This is a genomic window from Serratia nevei (genome assembly GCF_037948395.1).
Lineage (GTDB): Bacteria > Pseudomonadota > Gammaproteobacteria > Enterobacterales > Enterobacteriaceae > Serratia > Serratia nevei.
Genome location: NZ_CP149940.1, coordinates 5,330,137 through 5,345,069 on the forward strand (window position 1 = coordinate 5,330,137; position 14,933 = coordinate 5,345,069).

A 14,933-nucleotide genomic window follows, 5' to 3' on the forward strand; every position below is an offset into this window, starting at 1 on the left:
CGCTCGCGGTGAGATCGGCACGGAGGGGCGCAGCTTGCTGCGCCCCTGATGCATTCTGCAAGACAAGGATTGAACATGAACCTGGACTGGCTGCTGGCGCCGCAATACCTGAGCTGGCTGTGGCACGGCTTTCTGCTGACGCTGTGGCTTTCCGCCTGCGCGGGCCTGGCGGCCACGCTGCTGGGCTTTGTGCTGGCGGCGATGCGCGACAGCAGCCTGCGGCCGTTGCGCTGGCTGGCGATGGGGTACAGCTCGCTGTTTCGCAATACGCCGCTGCTGGTGCAGCTGTTCTTCTGGTATTTCGCCGCCGGGCAGATCCTGCCGTCCGCCGCCATGCAGTGGCTGAACAGCTCGCATCAGGTCGGCCCGCTTGAGTGGCCGTCGTTCGAGTTTCTCGCCGGTTTCTTCGGCCTGACGCTCTACTCTACCGCCTTTATCGCCGAAGAGATCCGTTCCGGTATTCGCGGCGTCGCCGGCGGGCAGAAATATGCCGCCCAGGCGCTGGGGCTGACCGGCTGGCAGGCGATGCGCTACGTGGTGCTGCCGCAGGCGCTGAAAATCGCGCTGCCGCCGCTGCTCGGGCAATACATGAACGTGATCAAGAACTCGTCGCTGACCATGGCTATCGGCGTTGCCGAACTCTCTTACGCCTCGCGTCAGGTCGAAACCGAAACGTTGCGCACCTTCCAGGCGTTCGGCGTGGCGACGGTGCTGTATATCGCCATCATCGCGCTGCTGGAAGGCTGGGGCATGTGGCGCCAACAGCGTAAACCGCTGGGAGGGCATTGAGATGGATTTCAGCGTAATTCACGATAACCTGGGCTACCTGCTGTGGGGCACCTGGCCGGACGGACCGCTGGGCGGCGCGGCGCTGACGTTGGCGATCAGCCTGATGGCCGGCGTGGCTTCGGCGGTGCTTGGTACCTTACTCGGCGTGGCGCTGGCGATGTCGCGCGGCGTCGCTGCCGGATTGCTGGCGGCGGTGCTGGGCTTTTTCCGCGCCATTCCGGTCATCATGCTGATCTTCTGGACCTATTTCCTGCTGCCGATGGTGTTTGGCGTCGAGATCCCGGAAATCACTACCGTGGTGTGCGCGCTGGCGCTGATCGCTTCGGCCTATTTGGCCCATGCGGTGAAGGCCGGCATCGCCGCGATCGGCCCCGGCCAGTGGCAGGCCGGGCTTTCTCTGGGGCTGACCCGTTGGCAGACGCTGCGCATGATCGTGCTGCCGCAGGCGCTGCGCATGATGGTGCCGTCGTTCATTAACCAGTGGATCTCCCTGATCAAAGACACCTCGCTGGCTTATATCGTCGGCGTTGGCGAACTGACCTTTCTGGCGACCCAGGTCAACAACCGCAGCATGGTCTACCCGATGGAAGTGTTCCTGTTCGTGGCGCTGGTCTATTTCGTGTTCTGCCTGGCGCTCGATCTGCTGGCCAACGCGATTAACCGCCGCTTCGGCGCGCAAACCCGCGCGCTGAAACGGTCCTGGCGCTGGTGGCGCAACAAGCCGCCGTTGCCGGCCAGTTAATCGGCCGTGAGCCGCCAGCCGCGTTCGCGCCACAGCGCGGGCAGCTGGGCCAGGTCGTCGAACGTCGTCACCAGCGGGTGGTCGATCGGCGGGTTATGCGGATCGGCGCAGAAGTAAAAGACCGGAATGCCGGCGTTGATGCCGGCCTGGGCGCCGGCGGGCGAATCGTCCACCAGGATGCAGCGCGCCACCGGCACCTGCATCCGTTCGGCGGCGTGAAACACGATCGCCGGATCCGGCTTCCAGCGCTGAATGTCATAGCCGCTGAACAACCGGTCATCAAAATAAGGCAGCATGCCGGTCAGGCCGAGCGAGTGCTGCATCTTGCTGACCGGCCCGTTGGAGACAGTGCAGACAGGCACCGTCACCTGCGCCAGCAGCTCGCGGGCGCCGGCAATCTGCTGTAATTCGCTGTCGAACAGCCGCGCCACCTCCTGCCGATACAGCGGTTCCAGCGCCTTTTTTGCCAGGTTAGTGCCCTGCTCGGCGTTGACCCGATCGATGATCTCGTACAGCTTCACCCCTTTGTATTTCTTGAACACCTCTTCCAGCGACAGGTGAATGCCGTATCGGGCGAACATGTGCACATAGGCTTTGCTGCACAGCACTTCGCTGTCCACCAGCGTGCCGTCGCAGTCGAACAAAATGCAGTCAATCTGATTCATGCGGGACAGGTTCCTTCGGGTTAACGCCGCTGAGGCCGCTCAGCGATCACTTGATCAGGTTACGCGCCTTAAGATCGTGCAAAATCAGCGCGGCGACGTGTGAGCAGTGCGGCAAATCGCGGCTGTCGCACCACCTGAGTTCGGCGATTTCGGCGGCCGGCTGCAGCTGCCCGGTAAAGTCGGCCTGATAGCAGCGAATGCGCACCTGGGTGCCGTCCTGCTTGCCGTCCGCCGGGCCGGTGAACTCGCCGTAAAACGCGATGGAGCTCGGCAGCAGCGCCACGGTCAGCTCTTCGTCGATTTCGCGGCACAGCGCCTGTTCGTCGGTTTCACCCGCTTCGCGTTTTCCGCCCGGGACATAAAACAGCGTCTTATTGTGTGAACGCACCAGCGCCACTTTGTCATCTTTTAGCGTAATTAACGCGAGCTTATCGATAAAGGTCGAAGACATGCGGATTCCTGTTTTTTTAGCGGGTAGGGTAAGAGATGCGATAGGCCATTTTATCGGCCGTGCCGGCAAACGGCAACGCAGCGGGCGGGAACGGGGAATGAAAGCCTGTAAATACAAGCCGTTGACGCGTTTAGCCGTAAAGACGGCGAAAAAAACCTGTGACCGGCGTCAAAAGCCCCACTTTTTGTTATAGGATAGCCGGCGACTGTCCATTCCCATTTTCGGAATTCTGATAATGACCAAACCAGTATCTGGCCTTGACGCTGAGCAAGGCTTGCTTGGGCGCGTGTTTAAACTCAAGCAACATGGCACGACGGCGCGTACGGAAACGATTGCCGGTATCACCACCTTCCTCACCATGGTGTATATCGTGTTCGTTAACCCTCAAATTTTGGGCGCGGCGGGCATGGATACCCAGGCGGTATTTGTCACTACCTGTTTGATCGCCGCCTTCGGCAGCATCTTTATGGGCCTGCTGGCGAACCTGCCGGTGGCGCTGGCGCCGGCGATGGGCCTGAACGCCTTCTTCGCCTTCGTGGTGGTCGGGGCGATGGGCATCTCCTGGCAGGTGGGCATGGGCGCCATCTTCTGGGGAGCGGTCGGCCTGCTGCTGCTGACCATTTTCCGCATCCGCTACTGGATGATCGCCAACATTCCGGTCAGCCTGCGGGTCGGCATCACCAGCGGCATCGGTCTGTTCATCGGCATGATGGGGCTGAAAAACGCCGGCATCGTAGTGGCCAACCCGGACACGCTGGTGACCATCGGCAGCCTGACCTCGCACAACGTGCTGCTGGGCGCGCTCGGCTTCTTCATCATCGCCGTGCTCTCTTCGCGTAACTTCCACGCGGCGGTGCTGGTGTCGATCGTGGTCACCACCCTTATCGGCTGGATGCTGGGCGACGTGAAATACGGCGGCCTGTTCTCCCTGCCGCCGAGCATCACCTCGGTGGTGGGCCAGGTCGACGTGGCCGGCGCGCTGAACATCGGGCTGGCCGGGGTTATTTTCTCGTTTATGCTGGTGAACCTGTTCGACTCTTCGGGCACCCTGATCGGCGTTACCGATAAAGCCGGCCTGACCGACAGCCAGGGCAAGTTCCCGCGCATGAAGCAGGCGCTGTACGTCGACAGCATCAGCTCGGTGGCCGGTTCGCTGGCGGGCACCTCTTCCGTGACCGCTTACATCGAAAGCTCTTCCGGCGTCGCCGTCGGCGGCCGCACCGGTTTGACGGCGGTGGTCACCGGCCTGCTGTTCCTGCTGGTGATCTTCCTGTCGCCGCTGGCGGGCATGGTGCCGGCTTACGCCGCCGCCGGCGCGCTGATCTACGTCGGCGTGCTGATGACCTCCAGCCTGGCGCGGGTGAAGTGGGACGATCTGACCGAAGCGGTACCGGCGTTTGTTACCGCGGTGATGATGCCGTTCAGCTTCTCGATCACCGAAGGTATCGCGCTCGGCTTTATCTCCTACTGCGTGATGAAGCTCGGCACCGGCCGCTGGCGTGAAATCAGCCCGTGTGTGGTGGTGGTGGCGCTGCTGTTCGTGCTGAAGATCGTCTTCGTCGACGGCCATTGACCGCCAAAGGGCCGGCGCCTGCCGGCCCTGAACCCCTAGACGCCCGGCGTCGCATCCGGCGCCCGATCCAACACCCACTGCAACGGCCGCCTGAAGCGCGCCTGCCAACTGCCGGCGGCATCCTCTCCTTGGGCGAAGTGCAGCGTCTGCACCTGATTATCCTCCCCGAACAGATTGGCGAAGTGCAATGCCAGCGCCTGCTCGCTGAAGTTCTGCCGATCGTAATACGCCATCACGATTTTCTTTTGCGCCGCCAGCGACTGCTGGGCCGGCTTGATCTCCCCGTTGGGGGCGATCAGGAGTGCACCGGCGTAAAACTGCGGGTACTTCGCGATCAGGTTGGCGGCGTGCAGTGCGCCCTGGCCGCGGGCGCTGAGGTAAATCCGTTGGGTATTCAGCTTTAGCTGGGGAGCCAGCTGTTGCAGCGTACGCTGAATGGCGGTGTGGGTGCTCTCGTCGCTGTAATTCGACCAGCGGAAGCTGTTTTCCGACAGCATCTGCGTGCCGTTGATCTCGATGTACGCCACGCCCATTTCGCCGAACAGCAGCCGTTCTTCGGGGCTGATGGCGGCGGCTTTGCCGTAGGTATGCAGGAAGATCACCGTTGGCCAGCCTTCGGGCGGCGCTTCGCCGTCCGGCATCGCGTAGCTGGCCTTGCCTTCATAGTGACGGGCGTGCTGCAGATAGCGCGCTTTGGTGGCGGCCAAGATCGATTGGTAGGTGGCGGAGTGCTGGATGCTGTTGAAGGCGTCGTCCTCCAGCAGGTTGTAGTAGTACCACAGGCCGCGGTCGGCGCTCAGCTGCAGGTAGCGCTCCGCCAGCTCGGTTTGGCCTTTCTCCGCCGACGATACCGCCAGCTGGTAGGGCGCCCAGACGTTGCGGCCGTCTTCGCGCATCAGCGTCAGGTACAGCGACATGGCGCCCAGCTTTTTGTCTTCCTGGTTTTGCGCGGATCGCGACAGCTGGGCGTTGAGCGCGCTGTGTGCCGGCAGCTCCAGCGGCTCTTCACCAGCGGGATAACGCATGTCTGCGGCGAAAGCGGGACTGGTGATGGAAACAAAAAATAACGCTAAAATGAAAAAATACATGATGCTATGGCTTTAATTTTCAATGAATTGACGGACTTCATGTCCTGTTGCGGCGCCCCGCGGGCACCGCGAGACGGTCACTCCACGCGGCGAATAAAATCGCTGAACGCGGACAGCTGGCCGGTCAGGAAATCCAGCGTTCCCTGATCGCTCAGTTCACCGGCCTGTTCATCGACCTTGCTCTGGATCACGCCGCCCATGAACTCAGGCTTGTTCATTACCATCGCATCGAGGAACACCAGGATCTGGCGCAGGTGGTATTGGCAGCGCGCGCCGCCGATCGGCCCCATCGAGCTGGTTTGAATGGCGACCGGCTTGCCGGCCAGCGGCTGATTCGGCAAGCGAGACAGCCAGTCGATGGCGTTCTTCAACCCGCCGGGCACGGAATAGTTATATTCAGGGGTGACGATGATCACGCCGTCGGCCTGGCGGATCTGTTCGGCGATCGCCTCGACAGCGGCAGGGAAGCCTTCACCCTGTTGCATGTCGGCGTCGTACAGCGGGATATCGCGGATGGAAGGCAGCGCTTCAATGGTGACGCCTTGTGGGGCCAGCCCAGGCAGGGCACGGGCCACCATGGCGTTGTAGGAGCCTTTGCGCAGGCTGCCGAGCAGAGTGACGATTTTCAAGGCTTGGTCTGACATGGTGATTCTCCCTTTCGAATGAGCAGATTCAGCGTACAACATGGGCGAATAGTAGGCTAAAGCGCGGGTCGAGAATAGGCGATTGCTCAACATTTAGCTGTCTTTACAATTTAATCCAGCAACTTGTGCGGTAAAGACAGCGTTATCCGCTTTGCGCTGCGTTAACCGGGCGTCTTCAGGCCCGTCAGTTTAACGAAGCGCGAGGATACCGCCGGGCTGCGCGGCGAGATTTCCCCGTCTTTGTGCAGGCCGCGGCGCTCTTCGTAGCGCCAGCACAGCAGGCGGTCCAGGCCGGGGCTGCCGGCGCAGGCCCAGCTCAGGTATTCGTCGGCGTCGCTCATCACCTGAACGTCCGGCGTGGCGCTGGAGCGCAGGTGGCCGGAGAAGGGATGCAGACGCAGCGTAGCCTGGCCGCTGTTGCCGAGGCCGGAAATTTTCAGCACGCTTTGCCGGATGCTCCACAGCTGAGTCTCTGCCTCCAGCCGATCGTCCTGCGCGCCGATCCAGGCACTTTCTGCCGGCGTCTGATGCGCGTGTTGCAGCGCGCTTTGCCGGGTGCCGCGCGCGCGCATCACTTCGATATCCAGTCCGACTTTGCCCTCGTCGCTGAGCAGCACGCCCACGGTGTTGCTGGCGTAAGCGAGGCTGAAATCGGGCAACTGATGATCGGCGAAACAGGGGCGGCCGGTCGGCGTGGTGGCGATGGGGGGCAGCGTCGGCAGGCCGTACAGATAGAACATCATTTCGGCGAGCAGAATGCGCCCTTGCAGGTAGCGCGTGCGGCGTTTAACGGAAAAGGTGCGGGTGGCGGCTATCACTTCGTCGGAGAGTCTTTGGGTATCCAGGACAGCGGAGGCCGGGGTCCAGCGGGCAAAATGACACGCCATTGTTCACTCCATGACAGAGGGTCGCTAAGAACGCAGGGGTGTTAGATTAAGACTAAGTTGAGGATTTATCATCAAAAAACACTATGCGTTTTATCCGATTTGTTGGCTTTTGCGCTATATAGGCGGGGGAGGGAGAAGAGCGTGCGGATCTGAATAAGCGCATAAAATTAATCAGTACCGAAACCAACCACGTTCGAATCGACGGCGTCTAATGAATCTATAAAAATAACTATCAGATAAGAAAAAGTTGGCGGAGAGAGCAGGATTCGAACCTACGACACGATGACTCGTGTGGATTTAAGAAACGGTTAGTTTCTTAAATCTGGCTTAAACCACTCGCCCACCTCTCCGCATTCTTTTGTTGGATACATAAAACCACAAAATAAAAATGGTTAAAATAACCTGAACTTGGAAATGTGATCAAGGCCAAAAAAACCATGATTTATGTGGGTGATTGTTAATTATCAGAGTCAGATCACTAAATTTACATTAGCTATTGTTATACAAAATTGGCGTCATTGGCTACGAATAGGGAAGAAGGGCATGCCAGATCTCGAGTTAATGCCGCTGCAAAGCGCCGAATTTTATAAGACAGCTGAACGTGTTGTTTTTAAAGAATATAAATGCAACTGCAAAAAAGGTTGGAAGGGCGAAGATCGTTTTATCGTCTACAAAGCCGATCAGAATGGAATCATTGAGGTGGTCAATAATGAGGTTTCAAATAACAACGTCGAAGAGCTCATCGCGCTGGCATCGTCTTTTTTGACGGATAAGGTGCTGATTTCCGGTGGGCATACCGTGGTTAATTTGGACGATCGTTTTTCTGTCAGCAGTGAAGTGGAAAAATCAGCGCAATTCTGCATTGACTACATAGCCGAATCCATTCGACAACTCAATGTTCAGCCTGACTTCTTGATGGAAATAAATGATTTCTATATGGAAAAAAGCGATGGCAGCGAGATAGACGGCGCTAACGAATTCAGGAAGATAGCGACATCGCCGTATATTATTCCGGAAAAAATAAATGACTACATTCTGGCGTCGAATCAAAGACATGGTATTGATATAAATACATTTTATGTCAGTGAAAAAAACATGGCGGATCGCTTTAAACGCCATATTAAGAACCGTATGGATAAAGAGGCGTATTTTCAGCGCCAAGACGGCAATGTGAAGATGACGGTGGGAGAGCACAGGTTCGATATCATCAAGGAAAATAAACCGACCTGCGCGGCGGGAAATGCCGCGACGTTCAGGGCCATTCGGTATCGCATTTCCTCCAATAAAGTCTTCGATAATTACACGTCGCATATTGGCGTTTTTCCGCTGTGTTCGCGCGTTAACGTGCTTAACGGCTATCGTGCAGCCGCGACTTTTTACGATAACTTCTCCTTGCCTTCCTTACTGGTCTTCTTCGGCAGATCCTGTTTCGAATGACATTTTTTGTGCCAGTTGGCTATGCGTTGCCGCATAGCCATGATGGTCGAGCATCATCATGAAAATTTCACACCTGTATTGGCCAGTTACCTTTTTCTCCACGGCATTTGGCGCCGGGATTTTCTTTTTGCCGCAGGCTGTTGGGCCGGGCGTGCTGGGAATGAAAGTGTTCGCGCTGTTTATCGTTATCGCCATGTCGGTATCGATGATGGCGCACTATCTTTTTTTCAAATTCATCACTTCGCACCCGGAGAAAGATTTCCTGGCGGCATCATCGACGTTTATCGGCGAGCGGGCGGCGGCAATTGTCTGTGTGCTGTTTATTCTGTCGATGATCATTATCGTGCTGATAAATTTCATTACTCTGGTTAACGTTGTCGTGTCTTTTCTCCACGATGGATTCTGGATTCGGGGCGGTATTTCGCTGTTGTTGAGTGCGATGCTGTCGGCTGCATGGTTGGCGTTTAGCCAGCGAATTGAGCACCTGATCTCCAGAATGGCACTGGTTTCTATCGTGATGGTGGCGATCCTGACGGTGTTTTTCCTGTTACAACCTGCTGGGGCTCAGCTGGCGCCTGCGCCGACGAGCATTTCATTGCAGACGTTGATGCTGCTGCCGATTTTTCTTTTTACGTTTAACTTTACCCCGTGCATCCAGCGGTTTGCGAAAAGCGCAGTGCGGCCGCAGGCGCGCAGTATTCTGTTCGGCAAGATACTGATCTTGGCGTTTATCGCCATGATCGTTATCGCTATCAGCCGCTTGCTGACGTTGGATGATATCTCGATCATTAACGGCCGTAATGTGGATGCGCTGTTTTATACCGCCGGCTTGACCGGCAACTCGATGGCATGGTTAGGCGCAGCCCTATTGCTGTGTTTGCTCACCGGTGGTGCTTATATGGGCACGTTGACTGGTGTAATCGACGGTATTACGTCCTTCGGCATGGCGGGAAAAAAGGGAATTATCGCGGGGAACATTATTGTCTGTACGCTTATCGGCACGATTAATCCGAGTATTATCAAGATCATCTCGAGCTGGTCGATACCCGTTATCGTGATGACCGTCTTTTTCATCCCATCACTGTATTTTTTACAGCGGGGCGACGGCCGGCAAAAGATGGTGGGAATAGCGGTGCTGTGCTGCGGCATCGCGGTGATAGCGACGCTATTTGTGTAAGGCGGTACGTCTAATCCAGGATCAGCGTATCGCCGGTGGCTGGCGAGATCCCTGCCGGCAGCCATAGCTGGCCCCAGGCGCCGGTACAGTGGCAGCCCATGATCTTTTCCGGCGGATACTGCCGTAAAAAACGGCGGACGCGCCAGAGCGTGCGCGGGGAAGCGCAGCGTAGATGAAAACCGCCGATCAGGGCGTGGATCCGATCGATCCCGGTGATTTTCTGGCAATGGCGCACGATATTGACGATCCCGCGGTGCCCGCAGCCGGTCACGATCACCAGACCTCGATCCGATTTGTAAATCAGCACCCCTTCGTCGATCACGTAATCTACCGCCGCGTTTTCCCCGGCGATCACCCCGTAGGCGCGCGGGGCGGGTACCGCGATTTCGCCTGACCACATAAAGCGATCGCCGATCGCCAGCGGTTCGCGGCTGTAGTGCATGCGGTGGCGCGAGTAGTCGATATCCAAGGAGAGCTTTTTGATTTTGCGGGTGTGGCCCAGCACCTTCAGCGCCGCATAGCGTTCATCCCCGATCTGCGGGTGGCAGATGATGCGGCTGTTGTCCGGCAGCCAGGCGACGCCGCCGCAGTGGTCATAGTGGCCGTGGGAGAGCACTGTTGCGGTAATACGGGAGAGATCGACGCCCATCAGCGCCGCATTGCGCAGAAAGCTGTCGTCGGGGCCGGTATCGAACAGTATGGACGTCGTCTCATCCTCAATCAGCAGGCTTAGCCCGGCCTTGGCCTGCAATAATGGGTCGGCGCCGGCGGCGCGGCGGTTTTCCAGCAGTACCTTGAGGGTCAATGCCATGTTGACTCGTTCCTGAGAGAGATTCCTGACTTTTCAGTATAGCGTGGAGGGCGGTAGCGGCTCTGTGAGCCGGCGCGCAGAGCGAGCGCGGGAAAGAAAAACGGCCGGAACAAGGGTTTGTCCCGGCCGTGAAGGCGTCTGGCGGCGTTATTTACCGATACAGAAGCTGGAGAAGATGCGGCCCAGCAGGTCGTCGGAGGTGAATTCGCCGGTGATTTCACTCAAGGCCAGCTGCGCCTGGCGCAGCTCCTCGGCCAACAGCTCGCCCGCGTAAGCGCTCACTAACTGTTCTTTGCCTTGTACCAGGTGCTGTGCCGCCAGCTCCAGCGCCTGCAGGTGGCGACGGCGCGCCAGGAAGCCGCCTTCCATGTTGCTGGTGAAGCCCATGCTCTGTTTCAGATGATCGCGCAGCACATCGACGCCTTCGCCGGTGCGCGCCGACAGGCGAATAAGTGAGTGGTTGTTCACTTCTGTCAGACCCAGCGTTTCACCGGTGATGTCGGCTTTGTTGCGCACCACGGTGATCGGCAGCGTGCCCGGAAGGCGCGCCATAAACTCCGGCCAAATCTCCGCCGGCTCGGTGGCGGCGGTGGTGGTGCCGTCAACCATAAACAGCACTCTGTCGGCCTGTTCGATCTCGTTCCAGGCACGTTCGATACCGATACGCTCAACTTCGTCGCTGGCGTCGCGCAGGCCGGCGGTGTCGATGATGTGCAGCGGCATGCCGTCGATATGGATATGTTCGCGCAGGACGTCGCGGGTGGTGCCGGCGATATCGGTGACGATCGCCGCCTCGCGCCCGGCTAACGCATTGAGCAGGCTGGATTTACCGGCGTTGGGACGCCCGGCGATCACCACCTTCATCCCTTCGCGCAGCAGGCTGCCCTGGCGCGCTTCGCCGCGCACGCTGTCCAGATCCGCCATTACGTCGTTGAGCTGCGCCTCGATTTTACCGTCGGACAGGAAGTCGATTTCCTCGTCGGGGAAGTCGATCGCCGCTTCCACGTAGATTCGCAGGTGAGTGAGCGCTTCCACGAGCTGGTGGATGCGGGTGGAGAAGGCGCCCTGCAGCGAGTTCATCGCCGAACGTGCCGCCTGCTCGGAGCTGGCGTCGATCAGATCGGCAATCGCTTCGGCCTGCGCCAAATCGAGTTTGTCGTTGAGGAACGCGCGTTCGGAGAACTCGCCGGGCCGTGCGATGCGCACGTCGGGCAGCGCCAGCACGCGCTTGAGCAACAGATCGAGGATCACCGGCCCGCCGTGGCCCTGCAGTTCCAGCACGTCTTCGCCGGTAAAGGAGTTCGGCCCCGGGAACCACAGCGCGATGCCCTGATCGAGGGTGGCGCCCGTGGCGTCGCGGAACGGCAGATAGTCAGCGTAGCGCGGCTTCGGCAGCTTGCCGAGCAACGCCTGGGCGACGTCTTTGGCCTGGCTTCCGGAAATGCGCAGAATGCCGACGCCGCCGCGTCCCGGCGGGGTGGCTTGGGCTACGATGGTATCGGTGGTGCTCATAACGGTTCTCTCTGACGATTAAGATGCAAAAAGGCGGTCTAATGACCGCCTTTGGTGTGACTGCAAGGGTCGGCGCGCCGAACCCCTACAATACGCTTAGCTTTTTTTCTTGTCGCGGCTGTGCAGACCGCGTTTTTCCAGACCACGGTAAATCAGCTGCTGCTGCAGGATGGTCACCAGGTTACTGACGATGTAGTACAGTACCAGACCGGACGGGAACCACAGGAAGAACACTGTGAAGATCACCGGCATGAAGGTCATGATTTTCTGCTGCATCGGGTCAGTCACGGTGGTCGGCGACATCTTCTGAATGAAGAACATTGTCACGCCCATCAGGATTGGCAGGATGTAGTACGGGTCTTGCGCCGACAGGTCATGGATCCACAGGGCGAACGGCGCGTGGCGCAACTCGACCGAACCCATCAGCATGTAGTACAGCGCCAGGAAGATCGGCATCTGAATGATCAGCGGCAGGCAGCCGCCGAGCGGGTTCACTTTCTCCGCCTTGTACAGCGCCATCATCTCTTGGCTCATGCGCTGTTTGTCATCGCCGATGCGCTCGCGCATCGCCTGCAGCTTCGGCTGCAGCATGCGCATTTTCGCCATCGAGGTGTACTGCGCCTTGGTCAGCGGGTACATGATGCCGCGCACGATGAAGGTGATGATTATGATGGAGAAGCCCCAGTTACCGATAAAGCCGTGGATGAACTTCAGCAGTTTGAACAGCGGCTGGGAGATGAACCACAGCCAACCGTAATCCACGGTCAGGTCCAGGTGCGGCGCCAGCTGGGCCATCTGGTCCTGCAGCTCCGGGCCGACCCACAGGGTCGCGTTCAGCTGCTGCTGAGCGCCCGGCTGCACCACGACCGGCGTAGATTTGAAGCCGATGGTGGACAGGTTGTCGCCCGGTTTGGCGGTGTAGAAGGTGTTGTCACCCTTGGTCGCCGGTACCCACGCGGTGGCGAAGTACTGTTGCAGCATGGCGACCCAACCGTCTTTGGTGGTGACGCTCAGGTTTTCGTCTTTGTCGAATGCGTATTTCTGGTACTTGTCATCGCTGGACGAGTACGCCGCGCCGCGGAAGGTGTGCAGTGCGAAGTTGCTGCTGCCGGTGTCGCGGTGCTTAGGCAATTCGGTGGTCTGCTTCAGCTGGCCGAACAGGGTCAGCTCCAGCGGCGTCGCGCCTTTGTTGTCGATGCTGTAATCCACGCCGACCGCATAGTGATCGCGTTTGAGCACGAAGGTCTTGGTGTAGACCGCGCCGTCTTTATCGGTGTAGGTCAGCGGGATGCGCAGCTCGTCCTGGCCTTCCGGCAGGGTGTAGCTGTCCTGCGCCGCCTGATACAGCGGGCGTTCGCCGTTGGCCGGGTTGTCCGGGCCGTTTTTACCGGTCAGGCCGCTTTGCGCCTGATAGACGAATGACGGAGTGGTTTCCAGCAGTTGGAACGGAGTCGATGAACCCAGAGTATCCGGGTAGGCCAACAGTTTAGCCTGCTCGATATCGCCACCACGGGTGTTGATGGTCAGTGACAGCACGTCGGTGTTCACGGTAATCAGCTTACCCTGACCACTGGCTGGCACGGCCTGGCTGGCGGCATCACCGGCTACTGCGTTCGAAGTCTGTTGCGTGGTCTGTGCGGCCGGCTGCGGAGCGTTGTCCGTTTGCCATGCCTGCCAGATCATGAAAGACACGAACAGCAGAGCGATGAGGAGAAGATTGCGTTGCGAATCCATCGTTAGTGTTCTCTGTTATCGTCGGTTTTTGGCGGCACCGGATCATCGCCACCTGGGTTCAAAGGGTGGCATTTTAATACGCGTTTCAATGCTAACCAACTGCCTTTTATCATGCCAAACCTGCTTAATGCCTCAATTGCGTAATGAGAGCATGTCGGCTGGAAGCGACAACGAGGCCCTAGCAGCGGACTGATGACGAGCTGATAGGCCCGCACCAGCCCGATCAGGATGCGGGAGCCTGGCGACAGTGGCGACGCCATAATTTATCCAAAGCTTCCGTCAGCGCGCGGTTATCCAAATCCGCTATCCCCTTTTTGGCCACCACGACAAAATCCATCGCCGGTAATTCGTGCTGGCGCAGGCGGAAGCTTTCGCGGGTTAGGCGTTTGATCCGATTACGCTCGTGCGCGCGTTTGACGTGTTTTTTGGCGACGGTAAGACCGATGCGGGGATGCCCCAGCTGGTTCAGGCGGCCGAGGATGGTGATTTGCGGCGTGCCAGCCCGTTGTGGCTGCTGGAAGACGAAAGTGAAATGAGTGGGAGTTAACAAACGTAACTCCCTGGGAAAAGCGAGCTTAACCACTCAGCGGGTTAGCTTTATTACTTAGAAACAGTCAGACGAGCACGGCCTTTCGCACGACGGCGGGCCAGAACTTGACGACCATTTTTGGTGGCCATACGAGCACGGAAACCGTGGCTACGGTTGCGCTTCAATACGGACGGTTGGAAAGTGCGTTTCATAGCGATTTCTACCTAAACTTAAAATAATTACTGATCAGTAAACGCGTTTGGCTACTCGGCGTGAAGATGACCGACGCCTCAATCGCAATACATAAAGAAGCGGGATTGTAATAATTGTACAGTCCTGAGTCAATTCGCATCGCGCCAGCCTACCTGGTTGTCTGCCAATAACGGAACAAAATCCGGTCTTGGCCCGTGGTCACCGCAGAATCCTGTCTGGCTAATGACGCACCATAAGGAACCAGGTATCACACGTAGGGCGAAGATTATACGGACTCGGGGTGAAATCGCAAGGATCCCCGTGAGATCCTTTGCGCGCGATCTCAGGATCCGGCGTGGATAACAGGGTATAACCGGTTGACAATGTAAAAAACGCGGGGCAGCGGCCGGGATCTGCGCGGCCATTCGGCGCCGGCGGTGAAAAGATCGCCGCCGGCTGCGGCCTGTGGATAAAATGGATCTAATCTGTGAGGAAGGGGAGGATCTCTTGCGCGGATTGCGCTATGATCCGTCATTCCGATCGCGATCCCTCATACCGGGATCGTGAGGGACACAAACCGTGAAAGGCGGTTCGCATCCCCCACAGGCAAACAGCCGATGCCGGGTATGTGTCAAAAATCATGAGTTATAAAAAAGTTGCCCGTTTCTTTTCTTTATTGATCTTGTTCGAGTGGAGTCCGCC

The 14,933-nt window shown here is 58.2% G+C and carries 16 protein-coding genes and 1 pseudogene; 5 read left to right on the forward strand and 12 right to left on the reverse strand.

Annotated features, from left to right (window positions below; translation table 11 throughout):
* Positions 1-75: 75 nt before the first annotated feature.
* Complete coding sequence (locus V8N38_RS25405) at positions 76-789, forward strand: amino acid ABC transporter permease (RefSeq protein WP_025304748.1); 714 nt, start codon at positions 76-78, stop codon at positions 787-789.
* Between the two features lies 1 nt (position 790).
* Positions 791-1,531 (forward strand): amino acid ABC transporter permease, encoded by a 741-nt coding sequence (locus tag V8N38_RS25410; protein ID WP_100396620.1) that lies wholly within the window; start codon positions 791-793, stop codon positions 1,529-1,531.
* Here the strand turns inward: V8N38_RS25410 and yieH are convergent.
* Both yieH and V8N38_RS25420 read right to left on the reverse strand, forming a co-directional pair.
* Positions 1,528-2,196 carry a 6-phosphogluconate phosphatase gene (gene yieH / locus V8N38_RS25415; protein WP_147840599.1) on the reverse strand — a complete coding sequence of 223 codons (669 nt, stop codon included), beginning with the start codon at positions 2,194-2,196 and terminating at the stop codon, positions 1,528-1,530. The two genes, V8N38_RS25410 and yieH, sit on opposite strands and share 4 nt — an antisense overlap.
* Before the next feature lie 46 nt (positions 2,197-2,242).
* A complete protein-coding gene (locus V8N38_RS25420; protein ID WP_060424368.1) occupies positions 2,243-2,647 on the reverse strand; it encodes an NUDIX hydrolase in 405 nt (134 codons plus the stop codon).
* A 235-nt stretch (positions 2,648-2,882) separates the two neighbouring features.
* Here V8N38_RS25420 and V8N38_RS25425 point away from each other — a divergent pair, with 235 nt between their 5' ends.
* Positions 2,883-4,220 carry an NCS2 family permease gene (locus V8N38_RS25425; RefSeq protein ID WP_028128066.1) on the forward strand — a complete coding sequence of 446 codons (1,338 nt, stop codon included), beginning with the start codon at positions 2,883-2,885 and terminating at the stop codon, positions 4,218-4,220.
* A gap of 35 nt (positions 4,221-4,255) precedes the next feature.
* Here V8N38_RS25425 and V8N38_RS25430 read toward each other — a convergent pair whose 3' ends face one another.
* From V8N38_RS25430 to V8N38_RS25445, 4 genes and pseudogenes are all read right to left on the reverse strand, one after another.
* Complete coding sequence (locus tag V8N38_RS25430) at positions 4,256-5,308, reverse strand: hypothetical protein (RefSeq protein ID WP_038876022.1); 1,053 nt, start codon at positions 5,306-5,308, stop codon at positions 4,256-4,258.
* Positions 5,309-5,385: 77 nt separating this feature from the next.
* Positions 5,386-5,952: an NADPH-dependent FMN reductase gene (locus tag V8N38_RS25435; protein WP_025304752.1), complete on the reverse strand. Its 567-nt coding sequence runs from the start codon at positions 5,950-5,952 to the stop codon at positions 5,386-5,388.
* 161 nt (positions 5,953-6,113) lie between these two features.
* Positions 6,114-6,839: a 4'-phosphopantetheinyl transferase family protein gene (locus V8N38_RS25440; protein WP_060441266.1), complete on the reverse strand. Its 726-nt coding sequence runs from the start codon at positions 6,837-6,839 to the stop codon at positions 6,114-6,116.
* A gap of 248 nt (positions 6,840-7,087) precedes the next feature.
* A pseudogene (locus V8N38_RS25445) lies at positions 7,088-7,189 on the reverse strand.
* A 193-nt stretch (positions 7,190-7,382) separates the two neighbouring features.
* Between V8N38_RS25445 and V8N38_RS25450 the strand changes: the two are divergent.
* Entirely contained in the window at positions 7,383-8,276 is an 894-nt protein-coding gene (locus V8N38_RS25450) for a hypothetical protein (RefSeq protein ID WP_102985063.1), read from the forward strand.
* A 58-nt stretch (positions 8,277-8,334) separates the two neighbouring features.
* The gene (locus V8N38_RS25455) at positions 8,335-9,453 is read left to right on the forward strand and encodes a threonine/serine transporter (protein WP_070913627.1); all 1,119 of its coding nucleotides are present in this window, start codon (positions 8,335-8,337) and stop codon (positions 9,451-9,453) included.
* A gap of 10 nt (positions 9,454-9,463) precedes the next feature.
* On the opposite strand, the gene V8N38_RS25460 is transcribed toward V8N38_RS25455, so the two are convergent.
* The 6 genes from V8N38_RS25460 to rpmH form a co-directional block, all read right to left on the reverse strand.
* A complete protein-coding gene (locus V8N38_RS25460; protein ID WP_147840598.1) occupies positions 9,464-10,264 on the reverse strand; it encodes an MBL fold metallo-hydrolase in 801 nt (266 codons plus the stop codon).
* 147 nt (positions 10,265-10,411) lie between these two features.
* Complete coding sequence (mnmE, locus tag V8N38_RS25465; protein WP_038876016.1) at positions 10,412-11,776, reverse strand: tRNA uridine-5-carboxymethylaminomethyl(34) synthesis GTPase MnmE; 1,365 nt, start codon at positions 11,774-11,776, stop codon at positions 10,412-10,414.
* Positions 11,777-11,872: 96 nt separating this feature from the next.
* Positions 11,873-13,510, reverse strand: a complete 1,638-nt coding sequence (gene yidC, locus V8N38_RS25470) for a membrane protein insertase YidC (RefSeq protein WP_049200579.1) — start codon at positions 13,508-13,510, stop codon at positions 11,873-11,875.
* Positions 13,511-13,512: 2 nt separating this feature from the next.
* Entirely contained in the window at positions 13,513-13,770 is a 258-nt protein-coding gene (gene yidD, locus V8N38_RS25475; RefSeq protein ID WP_004933881.1) for a membrane protein insertion efficiency factor YidD, read from the reverse strand.
* Entirely contained in the window at positions 13,734-14,093 is a 360-nt protein-coding gene (rnpA, locus tag V8N38_RS25480; protein WP_004933883.1) for a ribonuclease P protein component, read from the reverse strand. Before rnpA ends, yidD begins: the two co-directional genes overlap by 37 nt.
* Before the next feature lie 17 nt (positions 14,094-14,110).
* Positions 14,111-14,251: a 50S ribosomal protein L34 gene (gene rpmH, locus V8N38_RS25485; RefSeq protein WP_000831330.1), complete on the reverse strand. Its 141-nt coding sequence runs from the start codon at positions 14,249-14,251 to the stop codon at positions 14,111-14,113.
* Between the last annotated feature and the right edge of the window lie 682 nt (positions 14,252-14,933).